This is a genomic window from Colwellia sp. TT2012 (assembly GCF_001440345.1).
Taxonomy (GTDB): domain Bacteria; phylum Pseudomonadota; class Gammaproteobacteria; order Enterobacterales; family Alteromonadaceae; genus Colwellia.
In genome coordinates this window covers 815,163-833,157 of sequence record NZ_LJYX01000006.1, presented here as the reverse complement: position 1 = coordinate 833,157, position 17,995 = coordinate 815,163, and the positions used below count along the sequence as shown (strand labels likewise).

Here is a 17,995-nt window from a genome sequence, read left to right as displayed (position 1 = left end):
GCTAAGACGGGAAAAACAGGCTAGTTACTAACAGGCGACATTAGGCTATCTAAAGCCAGACAATAATAGCGTTGGCGGAACAGACAGCCAACTTTATCACTTCAACTGGTGAATTTCCTTTCATCCACATAATATGAGTCATCAAGGGGATCTTGCTTTTAATGAGTTAGAGATTGGATTTTTTTAGGTGTATTCATCTCTGGATTTTTTAGACATTTTCATTCGTTCCCATAATAAAGATTATCTTAAAGATAGGTCTTTATAACGAAAATTTAATACTGGTCAGTATCAGTATTAGTATTAGTATTAGCAATAATGGCGGCTAGCTTTATCTTACTTCGGGGCACTTAGCGTCATAGGTTTTATGGCAACTTGGTGCGCAAAGGGGACGTTAGCTATCTGCTGTTCTTTAGGTCAACTGACCGCTAAAAGAAGACCTTGATGTGTAATTTTAATTGCTAAATTTTTGGGGCAAAAGCTATGCCACTCTAATGTCCACTATCTTCAAGGATAGCTGACATTAGAATATATACTATAAGGCGCTAACGTCCGAGATAAAAACTATCAACGAGTAGACAGTATTACCTAGCTTTTACACCGACATCCCATCTTTAATTTGATTTTTGTGTCCATTTAAGAGGTGGGAGATCAGTTACAAGCCGTATCGAAATACGTTTTTCCTTGAAAGAATAAGTACCGCTGGATCTTTACCCCTTGTTAACAATACCTGATTACCAAATCCTCTCGTTTTAGTTCTATCTTTAGCTACCAGCTTTGATGTAAGTCTCCAAAGAGAATTGTTTTTGGTATAAATAAACACCAAACCACTTTGCCATATTGGTGTTTTATAGTCGCCATTAGTTGACTCACCTACAACTAAGGTATTTTCATTTACTGCAACTGAGCTACCAAAATTAGAATTACTGGTATTTGGAGCTAATATTTCTGTTTGTTGCCATTCATTATTTTTTACTGAAAAAATATAAACTTCACCTATGCGTTTATCTCCTCCATAACGGTTACCGATAACCAAGGTGTCATTCCATATAGCTAAAGCATTGCCGAAGTACTCAAAGTTGTGTTTTTGGTCTTTTCTTTCTAGATATTTATCGGGTATTAAGGTCTGTGTTTTATGCCAAAATCCCTCTGTATTTTTGTAGATTGATACTTTCTCCCGTGAGCTAACCGCAGCCCAATCATTGGTCATGACAACTTGATTACATCTGGCGTTTATTCTCTTTTGTTGAATCCACTCAATACCTACCTTTTTAAAGCTATATAAGCCATCCTGAAAACTACAGATTAAGGCTTGTTTATCGGTTATGGCGACCGAGATACCAAACTTTCGGTTAGGAATAGCATCTTCGGGGTTCAGTGTTAATGCTAGACTCCAGGAATTTCCATTACGATGGTAAATTTCAGCATACCCAGCGTTATTTACCTTTTTTGCATTATCCAGAGCTTTTAATATATTGCTGCGTTCAGAATAGTTATATTCTGAAAAATCAGTTTTTAATTGTATTCGCAACTCCCGACGGTTATTGAATAATGGTATTCCTTTAACCGATAAGTAACCTCTATCGAATAATTGCTCCATTACGGTATTGATGTTTCTTTTCTTGGCAAACCAAGCACTAAAGTAAGATTCTCGCAGTGGCCCAATAGCAGATTTTTGAGAAAAATCCTTGATTGCGAATTGTTGACTGGCATCAAATCGGTATTCTTGTCTTCTATTTTCAAATCTGAGACCATCAGCAAACATGCGTTCTATATTATTTTCTGATTGCTTTAATCGACTGGGCTGAAAAGGCTCAATTCCGATAGGAATGACGTTATCTGGGGAAGCATTTTCTACCGTCTTATTTTTTATGGCTAGTTTACTTTCAAGGTTTATTGAAATCTCTGGCGTCCACTGCATATCACCTGATAACCTTCCGCGATTACCGAAGGAAAACTTTTCTGGTCGTTTAGGGTTCTGGTTTCCAGAATATGGATATTTTTCTCTGGTGTGTAGTCTCCATTTGCTGGTATTTTCACCAAGGCTATAATTTGTTTTAGTGGCGTTATATACGTCATAAGGAATGATTGAATAATCCTTGTCGTAAACTTGTCTGGTATTATAAGTGATAAATATGTCTGAATTTTCCGTATTGGAAAAAACCAATTGACCTTGTTTATCAAATCCTTTGTGTTCGTAGTCACCATTAACTTGAGGTAAATCGAAATTATCGATGCGGAAAGCATTTTTACCAAAAGAGGCTAAAATTTTAGCAGACAGGACTGAGTCACCTATATTGTGATATAAGTAAGCAAAATCAATTGCTGTTTCTCCTGACAGTCCATAAAAGTCTTTAAAGTAGGGGATGTAGCTTTCTGCCACTTTAATCTTGTTAAATTTGATTCGTTTGTCAAAAATACCTAATGCTAGCCTCATAAATTTTGATTTTTTAATGGGCTCTATTTTCCCTGAACCCACACTAGCGATCATTTCATTCTGCTCTTGTATTATAAAAGGAGCAATTGGATAAGTATTGATAATTAAGTAGGGGTATACTTTAGGGTATTGTCTGGCTATATCGGCGAGTAAAGATTTTCGTAACAAGGCTAACTCTTCACTTTTGGACGCCAATTTTGCAAATGACTCCATCGAGGGTACATAGTTTTGAGGTTTTGATAAACCTCGAGGATCTTCCATAAGCTGAATACAGTGAGCTCGAATGAGATCACGATAAGCATAGACAGTCCGTTTGGCATGCTCTTTTGATTTATCTGAACGACCTTTATCAATAAGTACCTGCAACTTGATTTTATACTTTTTAACAAAGTACGCATCAGAAACTAAGGAATCTTTAAACATCTCCGAAAAATTGGCCTCATGTACGCGATCGAGTACATCGGCGGCGAGGAATATCAGATGATCTCTTTTTTCAATATCGGGTGTAACGTTAACGTACCAACCACCGCGCCCTTCGATATTTTTCGGTTTGGTATTATCTACAACCCAAGAATTAATCATTTGTCCTGCACTACAACGATCTATTCCTGTTTGACATAAGCTGTGACCAAGAAATATTAAAGAGCGTAAATAAGAACTGTCTAAAAATGCGCTTGAGGAAAAGCCATCTACTGCGATTTCAAGGTTGGAGCGCCTTCTTATTTGAGACTCTAATCGTACATCGTCATAGATGTCAATTGATGGCAATCTTGCTTTGGTTGTAATATAAACCCGGCTTGCCATGCGAGCAATGTCGGAGTGAATAACGGCTTCAATATTGTGTTTGTCTTTTTGAATATAATTTCCCTGCCACCCAGGGGAATAATAAAAATATCTAAGCTTCTCAAATATTTGAATAGAAATGTCTGGGGATAAACTTTCAAGACTTAAAGTTTCAGGACGGAAAAACACTTGTTTTGCGTACCTCGATTCATTGAATCTAGGATAGTTTTCACCCAATAAATATTTTTTTTTATGAAGCAGCAGGTTTATCTGTTCTGCTTGATCGGGGTCTACAAGTGAGTAGAATTCCGACGCACTAATATTTTCACGTAATTTAAAGCGTTGATTGCTTAGCCATTTAAAAGCTATAGCTGAGGCAATTTCGGTTTGACTATTTAATACTTCTCTAATCATTTTATCTACTGAGTCAGTCTCACCTTCAGCACTCATAATTTTGGCAAGGGCTAGTTTAGCGAATTGATTGTCTGGGTTGACTGTGTAAGATTGTTGTATTAATAATTTTGCCGGCGCAATTATTTTAGGATCTGTAGTCGTGCTGAAGCTATGAATATCAAACTCAGAAAAACCTCTTTTTCCCGAAAGAAGTTTTTTTATTGAGCTTTGTCCGCGTACAGCTATCGCTTCAATAAGTAACCTTTCAGACTCTGCAATATTTTCTGCGGTAATATCACTATTAACGTTAGGTAAAAAATCGACAATGGCACTTTTAATTAATAGGAATGCTTGCTCCCAATTCTCTGCATTTAACACTACAAGCTCGCGACCCTGCTCTAATAGGTCAAAATACAAGTATATTGAAAGTACGTGATCCGCATTTGAATCATTTACTCTGTATTTACCATGAATTAAATAATTAGTATTTGCTCGTTTGGATTCATTGGACTTATCAGGGAATTGAAACATTCGAAGGTATTCTTCGAAAAACAGAGGAAACATTTGTGTTCTAGATAATACCGAATAGTTATCCTCAGTTACAAATTCTTCAATGAGTCGATCAGTGATATATCTCCCTTGGTTTAATTGGGTATCATTGTCGCTAATATCAATAAAATGCCCAAATGCTATCTTTTTTTGCGCCAAAGTAACTTTGTGCTTCTCGATAGATTTTGTGCTTGCTAACCATTGATGGACAAGGAGGCTCGATTTTTCGATAGTGTGTTGTATAGAGCTCATCGAGAAGTTGAACCTAGAGGCTCCGATCACTTTTCCTGTACTATTATTAACTAACTTTAAGCTATAAGAGTCTCCTGCTGCTACTGAAAACAAGGAGCCAATCAGAGTGTACTCTGAAAGAGGTAGCTTTTTTAGTTCAGCTTGCTCCGTACCTTGTAACTGATTTGCTAAGATAAGAGATTTTTCGGAAAAAAGCGCAGAGACAAGAGAACGATCGAGCAGTTCTAATTTATCGCTTTGAGCTAACTCAATCATCAATAAAGAGCTAAGCAACTCTGCTTTTTCATCGCCATCAGTGTGTATTTGACTATATTGAGAATAGTCAAATGTATGCAAAGCGATGCTTGGGATTACGCTAGCTTCTTGTTTATTAATTAATTTCTGGTCAACATCCTCCTTTTCGGGAGTTATTGTCGCCTCCAATTTAGGGAATGAATACGCGTCATTAATTATATCGTCAACCTTTGCAGGTTTTTCGACCTGATGCGGTGAGTTAACAAAATAATATGAATAGGCATTTATTAGCCTTTGGTAAACATCAACGCCACGGTCCTGAAGAATAATCACCAAAATGAACGCAATGATTACAAAAAAGGATAACGACCTAGCAAGAGGAGACTTTCCAATATGGCGCTCTTTGTTGAGCTTATCTATAAGTGATCCCAACTTCTCCATTTTATAAACCCGATAGTTTAGGTAACATACGCGCTGCAATCATAGCTGATGCCTTTGCAAGCGCTTTTTTAGCGGCAATCATTTCACTTAAATCAACTTCAAGTACCGTTTGTCTGTCAACAGCGAGTATTTTTTTTGTTTTTTGATCAATAGCTTTGACTTCAAGTCGTGCTTTTACGCCAACAATATTCCCTTTACGTGTAGCAAACTCGGTAAAGCCTTCCCCAATGATCAAAATATCGGCTTTTTTAGCTTCAGGTAAATTTTTCTCAAATACTTCAAAGCCAACTTCTGAAGAATAAAAAATCATTTCGGTTTCTGCCGCAGGATCTATTGAAGCCCTATTAATATGATGCTCCTTGATATTAATTGTCAGACTTGGAAGGTTAGTAGAGTTAACTTGTTTTTTTAATGCGGCTAAATCGTCACTTCTACTCGTTGGCTTTGCTACCAATGTCCCAGCGTTTGACTTTATTATGTTAGCAATTTTAACTGATAGACTTTCTGCCAATGCAACAATACTGTCGTCAACCTTGCCCTTAACGGACGCCCCTAAAACTCGACTCGTTTCAGTACCTATGATCTTAGTGACTATCATTAGGTTGTCTTCTATTTCAAATATCGTGCCTGTAACAATTATTTTGGCGCCAGTTAACTGACCAATCTGATTAGCTTGTTGACTATTTACCATGCCAGATAAATTAAGGGTGGCTTCATCTATAAGTTTATCCAGCTCTTCTCGATCAACTAAAGTAATATTAGGGTCAACAACCAAGGAAGCAAAAATAACGTTACTAATTTTTTCTCCCATATCATTTAGGTTTCGCCCCTTTTCAACAAAGTTAAAAATGGCAGTAGGATAAACTGCGTAATCTCCAGTGGCGGAGTTTGCAGGGGCTAAGAACGTTAAGATAATCGATGTAAATAGTAGGGTTATTTTTTTCATTTTTTATTCCTTTAATAATATATTTTTTAATTTTCTGGCTGACTACCGGCGTAATTGAGTAGTTGACCAAAAATAATTTGTTTGATGGGATCTCTGTCTAGTTGATCAATAAAGGGCAACATACAAATAATAAGTTTCCCTTGTGATTGATTATAATTCAAATGAAACCAATCCCAGCCACCATGTTTGGACTCGATAACTTGGGCAGACACTTCTTGACGGTTACTATTTAATATAATGCGATTAATTCTTATCTCATTATCCCATTGATAGTCTTGGATATAGTTAGAAATTACAGATTCATTCGAGAAAGATATATTTGGGGGGCTAGCGCCTAAACCAGATGCGAGTTCAGACAATGGCAATGTTACAGAAGCAGGTTGTAAAATAAGTAGTTGATGCCCTTTATGGGCTAGTTCGATTAATATTGTCGGCAGACCTCTGTGTTGATTAATATCTACACCATCACCTATCACAATGAGGCCTTTATCGGAGAAATTTATCAGTTTCGATCTAGACAATGTACTGTAAGGAATTTTTAACTTATTAAATATGTTACTTGTTTGACCTACGGGATCAAATAACTGAATATTGAGCTGTTGATACATTTTTTGTTTAGGTACAAATATACTTGCTCCGTATATATCCAGATCAAACTCATAATGCTTGTTGATAGTCGAGTCGGAACTGTAAACAGCGTCAATGATTAACTGAGCATTTACCTTTACCCCTGATTTAACGGGCGGCGTTCTCAAAGGTAAATAGGCTTTCACGTTGGTGCCTGTATTGAGTCTAATAGACTGTACTCCGCTAGATAAAGTCCGCCCCAGTGAAGTTAGCTTCCAAGATATATCAATAACTGAGTGTGGTTTAGCGGTCAACGTAATCGAGTAAGGGCTATTCTCGCTAGCAAATATGGCTCTCCCGTTATTTACAATATCCACTGTTAATGCTTGCACTAGTGTGGGTATGAGAAAGAAGAGTAGCGGGGCTACTATCGTTAATATGGAGCCTTGTCTGTACATCCGTTTTCCCTAACTCGTTTTTATTTTTATTAGCTTCGATTAATTATATCAATAAAAACTTTATATTCTAAGACAGTTTCATGAATCTGTTTAAAGCGTCCCAATACATCTTCGTGTCCTGATTCCATATCAGTTTTCAATAACAATACGTTATCCCCTGTTTTATAGTCGTGTAACTTAGCACCTCACTTTATGTGGTTCAAAATATTGTACTTTGACTTGGTCATAAGGCGAATTACCATCTGATTTTTTAAAGGTTAATACCTTATTTATAGGGATTAGTTGAGCTAAAGAGCAACTAATCGCGAATGTCAGATTTATGATCATAAAGCTGACATTCGTTGCATCTAATTCCTTATGCCAACAGTACACATTAAGTATTAAAATAGGGTTTTTATCAAGGTCTGCTTTCGTATCTAAACTGCCCCTTAGTTGAGGTGACTTGGGTACATAAAAAGCGTCCGCAATGTGGTAGCTAGTGACCTTAGAACAATGAACACTGGTAGTTTTTCCCTCACAAAAAGCTAACGTCAAAAAAGTACGCTTAGTTGACTAAAACAGAAATCTAGGTAACGACAAGTTTATGATCATAAAGCGGACGCCCGGTGGTTACAGGTTTGCACTTTTTCCGCTAGACGTTAATGAATGCGCCCATTGCAAACGCTGTCAGGCCGTTGAGTGCCATGAACGGACATTCGCTATTTACAATATTTAGTGCATGGTAACACAAGCATAAACTGCTTCTTTATCTGATATCGATTCTTTAGCAACTACCATACAGTTAATAAACACCAGAACAATAACTAACAGAGCACTATTAAGTTTCATTTGTTATCCTTTATTATATTTTTAATGGATATATATTGTGTCAAAAGAGCATTTCCCCTCAGACGCTATTGTGATTCCAACTTACGTAAAGCTTGTAGTTTCTCAAACGCATCTTTGACATCCTCAATCCAAATTTCCAGTAGTGGTTTAACATGGTCGAGTGTCACTATTTCATTGGATCCAGATATTTCAGCTCCTTTGCCCTGTTTGACAGTGCCACCAATAAACTCTCCATCAATGCTATCAGTGGCTTTAAATTCCATATAAATTTCAATATTCTGATGTCTATAGCCTGCTGCCGCCTTACCCAGCGCAATGACCGAGCCAATAGGAATCATCTCCTTAAACTCGACATCTCCAGTACTGGTTTTGATGGCGGATATTCTAGGGGTCACTCTCATAGTTCCTGCCTGGGGCTTTTCCACGACTTCAAAAGATAGAGCTATGGCATCAACAAGCTTTTTATCAATGTAGGCTTTTACCTCTCTTAATAGTTTTGAAGTAACCTGTGCTGAAGTAACTTCACTAGGATAAAAATCAACAGGTTCGATGATTACTTTGTCGTAAATGCCAGACTTAAGTCTATCACTCACGTAACGAAAAGATTTCAGACCATCATTAGTTTCTACTTTTTTAAATTTTGAATAGTCTCCAATAAATCCAATATTTTAATGATTGAGTTTCTCAAAATCAGTGGATGAGCAAGCACTCATCAAAATACACAGTGTGCTTAATAATACTTTTTTCATAACGTCTCTTATTTCCTCAGATGTTTACTTAATAATCTATTAGGTAGGTGTATCGGTAATTCCTATCCAATTGATTACCCAAGAAACTATACCAATTCACTTATATTTCAAACTTGACATTAAATTCAGTAACCGTCAACTTAATCAGCTACACTAAATGCTATCAACGTTCCTTAATTTAGTATAAGGATAGCGTTGCATTCACCGATTGAATTCACAGCTCATTGCCGACCGACGGTAAAGTTTAGGTTTGTTAGTCACCAGCCGCTAATCTCAAGCCAAAGAATCACCCTCCATCCTAGTCAGGCTGGTGTCGAACAAAGCTCCATTTTTGTAAAGCTGTTCGAGTTTTTTTTGTTATTTAAAATTGAACAGGAGTTCCTGTTTTTTGTTGAATTAACATTGCTCGTGATTGGATGTTTTTGCCATGAGTAATATCCATCACTTTAAGCTTGATAAAATCACATGCTCTTAATTTACAGTCTAGAGCCAAATTAAACATCGTTAATTCACGTAGATTATTTGCTAAATCAAGCCTTGTTCTAATAGATCAAACTTCCTCAAGTTTTAGGGGTAGTTTTTGACCAACCAGTTTTCCTTTATTCCAGCTAGATTTTTTTTGGTATGGAATCAGGTCATACATATTAGTGCTCCTATGGTTAAAGGGACTATAAGTATGGCTGTGAGCTAATGTTCAGAGTTGCTGTAGCTAAGGTCTGCTTCAATCTCACTGAGGATATTAGCTTTTCCATAAAGTTCTTGGTGCACTTTTACGAGAGTTAAACGCATAAGTCTGTCAATATTTAGGAAACTTGTTACAATGCTATTTTTGATTTTAGGTTGACTATGAATAAAAGTAATGACCCGTTACACGGCGTGAAACTTGAACAGATTCTAACCGAACTGGAGAAGAAAATTGGTTGGGTTAAGATGGGTGAGTTACTTAATATTCGTTGTTTCACCAATAAACCGCGTCTTAAATCAAGTTTGAAATTTCTGCGTACAACCCCTTGGGCACGCAGTAGAGTTGAAATTTTATACCTAAAAACATTTTGTAGTAAGCATAAAGAAACTGGGAAATTAATCAGGGGGATACTCGCCCAGAATACAGCAGTAGCAGAAACGACTTCCACCAAGCCCGCTCCCTTTGTTTGGCCAACATCGAAAAACAAATAGACTTATGCCACACTGAAGACTTTAGTATTTGAAAATTTTAGTATGTTTTGATCTACAGCGGACATGGCTTAACAATCTCATTCCTCTAGCAGTTTCCCGATAGCTGACGTTCCCCATAGATAAAAACTTTAAGCTTTTGATGATGACTTTTTGCCAATAAGTCGTTCAGCCTCTATGTGAACTAAACCACGATTGCCGTCAGTCGCGAAGTTGCATTGGGATGACTTCAAAGTGCGCATTCGAGACATTAGTTTTAAATAATTTGCCATATATTTTCTAATGAATTTTTCGTGTCATATTAGTGAAAAGTCTCAGTAATAAAAGGTTATGAGTACGGTAGCTTAAATGTACAGCTACCGCATCGCTTATTCGTTAATACTGTCCAATCTGATAAGTTCCGGCTTCAAAACCAAAAGATTTAGCTAGACGAATCCAAGAGTTAATCTGCATAATCGCTAATGTTAAATTAGCAATTTCATCTTGGCTAAAATGTTGACTGAGGTTCTCAAATGCTTGTTGTCTATATTTATTTGATTCATCATTGAGTATCGTGACAGATTCTGTCCATGCAAGTAGTGCTTTCTCCGTTTCACTATAAAAAGCAACATCTCGCCATGTAATTGAAGAATAAATACGAAGCTCTGTTTCACCAGCACCGAGTGCTTCTTTAAAGTGCATATCAATACAATAAGCGCATTTATTTAACATCGAGGCATGATATCTGAGTATTTCCATGAATGATTCATCAATTATATTTAAGCTTTTTAGGTAGTGTTCTGTTTTTATCATGCAATTCATTAATGGCTTTGGTATGTTTTCAAAAGGTATTCTTGGCATGTGGTTCTCTCTATTATGTTTGAAAAAACACATTCTACTTATTGCGTAAAGATATAGAACCCGTAATATATACCAAATAGTTTTGCATAAAACGCAAAGGTTAAAATGTTGAAGTTAACACGTATTTTTATAAAAGTAGTGGAGTTCGGTAGTTTCTCTAAGGCCGCTAAAGTATTAAATATGGCTCCGTCATCAGTAACTCGATGTATTGATAAACTTGAGTCTGAGTTGGGTATTACACTACTAAAGCGAAGTACACGGCAGCTTTTGTTAACTGATAAAGGCACAATATTTTTAAACGGTTCTAATAAATTGGTGGCTGACAGTGATTATTTACTCATGTCTCTGTCTAATCAAAATATGGAGCCTGAAGGTAGCTTAAGAATATCTACATTTGAAAGTTTTGGTCGATTAAATATCTGTCCTTTGATTCCTGAGTTTTTAGCTAGATACCCTAAGATCAATATTGAAATAGAATTAGATAATAAGATGGTTGATCTTGGAGGAGAAAATATAGATTTAGCTATTCGTATAGGTATTCCAGAAGACTCAAGTTTAAAATCTCGAAAGCTACTTTCTAACCATACGTGTATTTGTGCATCACCCGGTTACTTATCAAAACACGATAATATAGAACAACCTCAAGATCTATCATCACATAATTGTTTACTGTTAAATCAACAACGACAAAGAACTTATTGGTATTTAAATAACTCTCAGCGAAATGCAAAAGTACACGTTAGTGGAAATTTAAAGTCAAAGGGAGGAACTCCATTGTTGGAGGCTGCTTTGCAAGGGCTTGGTGTTGTTCAACTTGCTAACTGGATGGTAACTGATTTTGTAAAGCGTGGGGATCTTGTTGTCTGCCTTAAAGATTGGGATTCATTTCTTAATGAAAGCTCTAGTGGCAATGTATATGTAATATATAAACACAGTCCCTATCCAAACCCAAATATTAGGCTGTTTATTGATTATTTAATTGATAAAACACATAACCAGAAAATAAAATAGGACTAAAACAGTGGGCTGTTCACTTTATCCTATTTTAGTCCACAATTTTAGCCTGTTATTGATACAAAATCTAATCCAAATCACCGCTATTGATTAAATGCTAATGTCAGCAATGTGGTAAAATTGACGGTTAGCTCTAATTCGTTGTGGGGCTCAGAGCTCAATGTTAGCAACATTAAACCAAGCTGATTTTTATGTAGCAATAAATGGAAATCGATACAGAAGTCAAACTGTAGATGTCTAGTATATTATGGGAAGTTCACTAATCAGCTAAATTAATTTCAGTGGTTTTGCTTAGATTCTATTACTAATTTTGCTAGATGTCTGTTGCAGGTACTACTTTCACATATTCATAACTAAAAGCTCTGATTTTTTTACCCGAATTTGCAACAAACTCTACAGTTGTTGATCGAGGTAATATCAAGACTGCCTCGTACTCTTCACCAGTTAAAAAAGTGTCATGGCCACATATTAGGTCTTGGGTTAATTTGATCCGCATTACTACTTATCTCTATCTCTGTTGAATAATTGCAGGGATTATAGCATTTTTTCTACGTACAATTTAGTGCAAACAATGTTCTGACTGATTTCAATAAAATTTCTGAAAAATAACATCCTATCTGAATATTAAATTTCACTTTCGCCGACAAGTACAAAAGACTGTTCGATAGGAAAGCTGATGCTACAGGTGGGTCTGTGGTATTAGTGATCGTATAGTGGTATCTCGCTTAGTGGTAGAAGTGATCATAAACCGACTACCCCCAAGCTGTTTAATTTTTGGCACTAATCCTAACCTAGTGCCAATGTTCCTTAGTGGTAAAAGTTGACTCCCAGATACCATTAGATAATCTGTAGTTCAGAAAGTTTTTTTCAAAAATCACTCGTGCCACATATTGTGGCGATGAAAGAAAATTCACAAACCGGTGGCGTTAAACGCTCAATATCTGCGTTTTTTAACTCAGTTGGGAATGTTTAGCTAAAGAAAAAGCGGCTAAATGTCAGTGAAAATCAGTGCTAATATTCATTATTCAAATGACTCTTCTATCACTAACGGTAAGTGTCAATTTAAGGGAGTTATATAAAAGTAAGATGAAAAAAATATGACGCTTTAGTGACGCCGCCCGCTAATTCCTGCTAGGTTAGCGGAGCAACTGAGTTCAGACTAGGATAAGTTAGCGTTAGCTAACCATTTTATTGAAATTTAATTTTCAAGCCCTTTAAAAAAGTCGATAATACATCATCCGAGCAATCTCTATAATGTTTATTGTTAACACTCCTAAAGAAGGCACTTAACTCATATTTACCTAAACGCAACTCAGCTAATTCTAGGATGCTGATCACCTCTTCGGCTTTTAAAGACAAAGCAATTTTAATTTTATTAAAAATCATGTTGTTGGTTAATTGCTCTTCTGTTTGACGTACCGGACCATCACTTGGTCCTCTTTTATCAATAATCAGACCATTTAAAAAACTAGCAAGCTCGACATCGAGTATTTCTTGATAGGCGGCATCATCTTTTTCTTTAAAATAATTGGCTAACTGCTCTTCACTAATTTCACATTCACTTAAGGCAAAAATAGTACGTACTTTTTCATCTGTCAGCTCAAAAATAGTACTGAGGCGGCGAAGGATATCATTATTAATCATTAAAAAACCTAAGGGTTGTCGTGTCTTGAGTTGCTTGAATAGTTATGTATATACCCGTTTTACTTCCAAACGCATGTGCAGGAGCACTTTGAAGTTGAACGGGTATAGCTGTTTGAAATAACTTTCAATGGATATAGACATTATAACTGACTATGAACGGATAAGCGTGCTTTGATTGCAAAAATGAATTTTGCTAACGTTAACGTAATATTAGCTGCATTATGATAAAAAATACTATTTTTCAGAAGCATACATTGTTTTTTTTGCTAGTAAGTATAAAATATCAGCGACTTTAATCATTGTTAATAAAGGAAAATCAATGAGCACAATAGACACATCTACCACCCAACTTGAAACCCTTACCATGAAAGCCTATGAACTTGGCCTAGCTTATGCGCCAAAATTAGCCTTATCGATGCTGACTTTACTGATTGGTTTATGGATTATAAGCGGCATTAGTAAGCTCGTTAAAGTTTCTATGGAACGTTCAAAGGTTGATGCCACCTTGATCCCTTTTATGGGCAGCTTGGTTTCTTGGTTACTTAAACTACTACTGTTTATCTCTGTTGCCTCTATGGTTGGTATAGCAACCACATCATTTATCGCGGTTCTCGGTGCGGCTGGTTTAGCTGTAGGTTTGGCATTACAAGGCAGTTTAGCCAATTTTGCCGGTGGTGTGTTAATCATGATATTCAAGCCTTACAAAGTAGGTGACTTAATTGAGTCTCAAGGCCACTTAGGTGTTGTCAAAGAAGTACAAATTTTTAATACTATTTTACTTTCACCCCAGTCAAAACGTATTATTATCCCAAATGGATCGACTGCTAACGGCCCAGTGGTTAACTACACGGCTGAAGGTAAGATTCGTGTTGACTTAAGCATTGGCGTTTCATATAACGCGGATATTGATCAAACTAAAGCAGTATTAATGGCCGTTTTAGTTAGCAATGACAAAGTCATGCAAGAGCCAGCACCTTTTATTGGTGTCTCTGAAATGGCTGACAGCTCAGTGAATTTTGTTGTTAGACCACATTGTTTACCTGAGCATTATTGGGATGTTTACTTTGAGGTTAATGAAGCGATGAAGAAAGCGCTTGATAAAAATTCTATTACTATTCCTTTCCCGCAACGCGATGTACATTTGATTCAATCGTAACGAGTCCTTGTCGTGATAACGGCTGCTCATGAGTAGCTTAATAGTAAAATAAGATAGTGAAAAACAACTAGTAAAAAACAAAAAACCGTCTAAATATTTACATTAAGACGGTTTTTATTTAACGGATAAGACACTGTCGATTTAAAGACTTATTTAGCTGGCCACGGACTCCTAGTGTGCGCCTTTTTGACCTGGTTTGCTTTCGGCTGGTTACTTCCTGGTTTAAAGCTTCGAGGTTTAGGACTTCGAGCTTGATTACTTGCCGATTGACGACCTTTCGCTTTATCATTTTTAGGTTCAAAGTTTAAAATAGACACTGGCACGGTCTTTTTCACCGGAAATTCGCTAAATTCCTTGCGCTCAATAATATGACCTAACCGACTTTCAATGGCGCAAAGCTCTCTGAAATTATCTTTAGAAACCAAAGAAACTGCTTCACCTGTCGCGCCTGCCCGGCCAGTACGGCCGATACGGTGAATATAATCATCCACTTGCCCAGGCAAATCATAATTTACCACTAGGCTAAGCTCGCCAATATCAAGCCCTCGAGCAGCAATACCTGTTGCCACTAAAAACTTAATCTTTCCTGATTTAAAATCGCTAAGTATCTGTTCACGAATATCTTGAGTTCTGCCGCTATGAATACACTCAGCGGTAATGCCGCGCTTTTCTAACTGGCTTACTAATTTGGCCGCGCCATGTTTAGTTTCAATAAAGATAAGTGCTTGTTGCCAGTTTTGCGTGCTGATTAAATGACTCAATAAGGCTGACTTATTGCTTTTATCTACGGTAACTAACCACTGCTGAATTTTTGGCTTAGAAGCGCTATCCCTACCAATGGAAATTTCCACCGGCTTATGGATAGTCCTTTTTGCTAAGCCACGCACATCATCAGAAATAGTGGCAGAAAATAATAAATTTTGACGCTGCTCAGGTAAACGCTCAATAATTTTATTAATGTCATCAATAAAACCCATATCAAGCATTCTATCGGCTTCATCAAGCACTAACATATCAAGCTCATCAAAATACAGCGCTCGTTGATGAGCCATGTCGAGTAAACGTCCTGGCGTAGCAACAAGAATATCTATCCCCCATATCAAACGTTGCTTTTGCGCTTGTGCATCAACACCGCCGTACATTGCCATAGAGCTAATATCTAAATGCTTAGCATACTGACTGATACTTACTTCTACCTGCACCGCCAACTCTCGAGTGGGTACCAAGATAAGCGCACGAATACGTTTACCACGCAGTTTATGGTCGGTTTTTTTATAACGACTGTGGAGTTGCTCAAGTAAAGGTAAAACAAAACTGGCGGTTTTTCCCGTGCCTGTTTGTGCGGCGGCAATAATATCTCTACCCGCTAAAACGTGAGGGATGGCTTTATTTTGAATAGCGGTAGGTTTTTCATAACCTAAATCTGCTAGAGCGGTTAAAATTGGCGCGGATAATTTAAGGGTAGCGAAGGACATAAGGTGTCTCAAGAGCAAAAGAAGATGACTGGCTCAGCATACTTTATAGAACTTACGAATAGATAAAGGCTGGCAGCATAAGAATTGCTGCAGTATAGCAGCAATCGACAAAGCCTAGAAGTTAACGTATGGCTATAACAAGTATATTACTTTTAGCCGGTGACTTTTACCTTCCTCTCAGGGAAAGTTCCCCTTGAGCAGTATCCACAGGAGCAAGAACGCCGGAAAAATCCACCCCGCTAAGTAACGCCATGTCACGGTGCCAAGTCGACAAGTCATTTAAGTTAAATTGCTTTAAATCATGATGACCACAGGCACGTGCCATCACCTGCATCAACTGTGTAGAGGCATCAAAGAAATTACTCAATTGTTGCGATGCTTTTTCAATATTGAGTCGTTGACGTAAATCGGCATTTTGCGTGGCAATACCCGCTGGACAATTATTGGTATGACAAATCCGCGCGGCAACACAGCCAATAGATTGCATAGCACTGTTGGCTATTGCGATACCATCGGCCCCCAGAGCGAGTGCTTTAACAAAATCCATAGGCACCCGTAGTCCTCCGGTTATAATAAGTGTTACTCGACCACTAGCGCCAACTTTGTCAAGATAACGTCTCGCTCGAGCAAGCGCTGGAATAGTTGGCACACTGATATGGTCTCTAAACATCTCGGGGGCAGAGCCAGTACCACCACCGCGACCATCTAAAATAAGGTAATCTGCGCTGGCATCCAAGGCGAATTGTATATCTTGCTCAATATGATTAGCACTAAGTTTAAAGCCAATAGGAATACCGCCAGTAATCTCTCTAACATGATCGGCAAAGCCTTTAAAATCGTTGACACTAACCAAGTCTTTAAATGTGGGTGGCGATATAACCGCTTGCCCCGGTGTTATGCCTCTTACTTGTGAAATTTTACCCACATTTTTACTGGCCGGTAAATGCCCGCCGGTACCTGTTTTTGCTGCTTGACCACCCTTAAAATGAAAAGCTTGCACATTTTTTAATAGCTTTTCATCGTAACCAAATTTGGCACTGGCCAGCTCATAAAAATAACGAGCATTAGCGGCCTGCTCTTCCGGCAACATGCCACCTTCTCCCGAGCAGATACCAGTCCCCGAAAGCTGTGCGCCCTTTGCTAAAGAAATTTTAGCTTCTTCGGATAAGGCGCCAAAACTCATATCTGAAACAAACAAGGGGATCTTTAACTGCAAGGGTTTTTTAGCCTGTGGACCAATAATAAGTTCAGTGGCAACGGTGGCATCTTCCATGAGTGGTTTACGCGCCATTTGCGCCACCATTATTTGTAAATCATCCCAATGTGGTAATTGATGTCTGGGTACACCCATGGAGGTCATCGGGCCATGCTGGCCAACGCCTGCTAGCCCCTCTTTAGCGAGTTGATGGATAAACTCAACGGTTGGCTCTTCTTTGGTTGGACTGGCAACTGGCATTTGACTAGCGGGATTATGACTTAAAGGTGTAGTGCTTGAAGGTGTTGTACTTAAAGGTGTAGTAGTTGAAGGTAAAATATCTATCGGCTGTGCGACTACAGCTGTTTTGCCAGCGGCGCCTTCTTTACCAATGTGCTCTTTACCTAATTTATTATGACTGCCATCACAATAAGGTGCATTGCCGGTTTGCTTACAGCGACATAAATAAGCATCGCCACTTTCCTCGGCAACAAAACGCTGTGATTTAAGCCCACTACCTTTATGTGAGCCATCACAAAAAGGCTGGCTTTGTGAACGACCACAAGTACAAAAGTAGTATTCTTGCTCTTTATGCAAATTGACTTTAATGGGTTTAATATCAGCAATTATTGCTTTAGCCATCTGATAGCCCTCACTTATTAGCGTTTAAAGTGTTAACTTAGATCAATAAACTAGGCAAACATCAACATGACTTAGTTTATATAATAAGATAAATATCTAGGTATATAGCTAAATATAGACACAAATAGCTTTAAACACAGTCATTACAGTAAAGTGCTCAAATCCATCAATGTCATCACTGACAAACTAGTTAACAATACCAGCCCGAAATGCTAAGCGGTA

The 17,995-nt window shown here is 37.6% G+C and carries 11 protein-coding genes; 3 read left to right on the top strand and 8 right to left on the bottom strand.

Going from position 1 to position 17,995, the window contains the following annotated elements:
* Positions 1–652: 652 nt before the first annotated feature.
* The 4 genes from ASU03_RS05305 to ASU03_RS05285 form a co-directional block, all read right to left on the bottom strand.
* Positions 653–5,086 carry an FG-GAP repeat protein gene (locus ASU03_RS05305; RefSeq protein ID WP_057830805.1) on the bottom strand — a complete coding sequence of 1,478 codons (4,434 nt, stop codon included), beginning with the start codon at positions 5,084–5,086 and terminating at the stop codon, positions 653–655.
* Between the two features lies 1 nt (position 5,087).
* On the bottom strand, positions 5,088–6,032 hold the full coding sequence (locus ASU03_RS05300) for a CsgG/HfaB family protein (RefSeq protein ID WP_057830804.1): 945 nt from the start codon (positions 6,030–6,032) through the stop codon (positions 5,088–5,090).
* 26 nt (positions 6,033–6,058) lie between these two features.
* Positions 6,059–6,805: a hypothetical protein gene (locus ASU03_RS05295; RefSeq protein WP_157465816.1), complete on the bottom strand. Its 747-nt coding sequence runs from the start codon at positions 6,803–6,805 to the stop codon at positions 6,059–6,061.
* Between the two features lie 1,145 nt (positions 6,806–7,950).
* Complete coding sequence (locus tag ASU03_RS05285; RefSeq protein WP_269432993.1) at positions 7,951–8,541, bottom strand: DUF3313 domain-containing protein; 591 nt, start codon at positions 8,539–8,541, stop codon at positions 7,951–7,953.
* 939 nt (positions 8,542–9,480) lie between these two features.
* On the opposite strand from ASU03_RS05285, the gene ASU03_RS05280 reads away from it, so the two are divergent.
* Complete coding sequence (locus tag ASU03_RS05280; RefSeq protein ID WP_057830800.1) at positions 9,481–9,810, top strand: VF530 family DNA-binding protein; 330 nt, start codon at positions 9,481–9,483, stop codon at positions 9,808–9,810.
* Between the two features lie 372 nt (positions 9,811–10,182).
* Here ASU03_RS05280 and ASU03_RS05275 read toward each other — a convergent pair whose 3' ends face one another.
* Positions 10,183–10,647, bottom strand: coding sequence for a carboxymuconolactone decarboxylase family protein (locus tag ASU03_RS05275; protein WP_231731493.1), 465 nt, complete (start codon positions 10,645–10,647; stop codon positions 10,183–10,185).
* Positions 10,648–10,752: 105 nt separating this feature from the next.
* Here ASU03_RS05275 and ASU03_RS05270 point away from each other — a divergent pair, with 105 nt between their 5' ends.
* Positions 10,753–11,658: a LysR family transcriptional regulator gene (locus ASU03_RS05270; protein WP_057830799.1), complete on the top strand. Its 906-nt coding sequence runs from the start codon at positions 10,753–10,755 to the stop codon at positions 11,656–11,658.
* A gap of 1,191 nt (positions 11,659–12,849) precedes the next feature.
* Here ASU03_RS05270 and ASU03_RS05260 read toward each other — a convergent pair.
* Positions 12,850–13,305 (bottom strand): DUF1456 family protein, encoded by a 456-nt coding sequence (locus tag ASU03_RS05260; protein ID WP_057830798.1) that lies wholly within the window; start codon positions 13,303–13,305, stop codon positions 12,850–12,852.
* 319 nt (positions 13,306–13,624) lie between these two features.
* On the opposite strand from ASU03_RS05260, the gene ASU03_RS05255 reads away from it, so the two are divergent.
* Positions 13,625–14,461, top strand: coding sequence for a mechanosensitive ion channel family protein (locus ASU03_RS05255; protein WP_057830797.1), 837 nt, complete (start codon positions 13,625–13,627; stop codon positions 14,459–14,461).
* A 149-nt stretch (positions 14,462–14,610) separates the two neighbouring features.
* Here ASU03_RS05255 and ASU03_RS05250 read toward each other — a convergent pair whose 3' ends face one another.
* A complete protein-coding gene (locus tag ASU03_RS05250) occupies positions 14,611–15,936 on the bottom strand; it encodes a DEAD/DEAH box helicase (RefSeq protein ID WP_057830796.1) in 1,326 nt (441 codons plus the stop codon).
* 166 nt (positions 15,937–16,102) lie between these two features.
* On the bottom strand, positions 16,103–17,773 hold the full coding sequence (locus tag ASU03_RS05245; RefSeq protein ID WP_057830795.1) for a glutamate synthase-related protein: 1,671 nt from the start codon (positions 17,771–17,773) through the stop codon (positions 16,103–16,105).
* Between the last annotated feature and the right edge of the window lie 222 nt (positions 17,774–17,995).

Excerpts from the sequence above, each read along its gene's own strand:
- ASU03_RS05305 (WP_057830805.1), bottom strand. The coding sequence starts at position 5,086 with ATGGAGAAGTTGGGATCACTTATAGATAAGCTCAACAAAGAGCGCCAT.
- ASU03_RS05300 (WP_057830804.1), bottom strand. The coding sequence starts at position 6,032 with ATGAAAAAAATAACCCTACTATTTACATCGATTATCTTAACGTTCTTA.
- ASU03_RS05280 (WP_057830800.1), top strand. The coding sequence starts at position 9,481 with ATGAATAAAAGTAATGACCCGTTACACGGCGTGAAACTTGAACAGATT.
- ASU03_RS05275 (WP_231731493.1), bottom strand. The coding sequence starts at position 10,647 with ATGCCAAGAATACCTTTTGAAAACATACCAAAGCCATTAATGAATTGC.
- ASU03_RS05270 (WP_057830799.1), top strand. The coding sequence starts at position 10,753 with ATGTTGAAGTTAACACGTATTTTTATAAAAGTAGTGGAGTTCGGTAGT.
- ASU03_RS05260 (WP_057830798.1), bottom strand. The coding sequence starts at position 13,305 with ATGATTAATAATGATATCCTTCGCCGCCTCAGTACTATTTTTGAGCTG.
- ASU03_RS05255 (WP_057830797.1), top strand. The coding sequence starts at position 13,625 with ATGAGCACAATAGACACATCTACCACCCAACTTGAAACCCTTACCATG.
- ASU03_RS05250 (WP_057830796.1), bottom strand. The coding sequence starts at position 15,936 with ATGTCCTTCGCTACCCTTAAATTATCCGCGCCAATTTTAACCGCTCTA.
- ASU03_RS05245 (WP_057830795.1), bottom strand. The coding sequence starts at position 17,773 with ATGGCTAAAGCAATAATTGCTGATATTAAACCCATTAAAGTCAATTTG.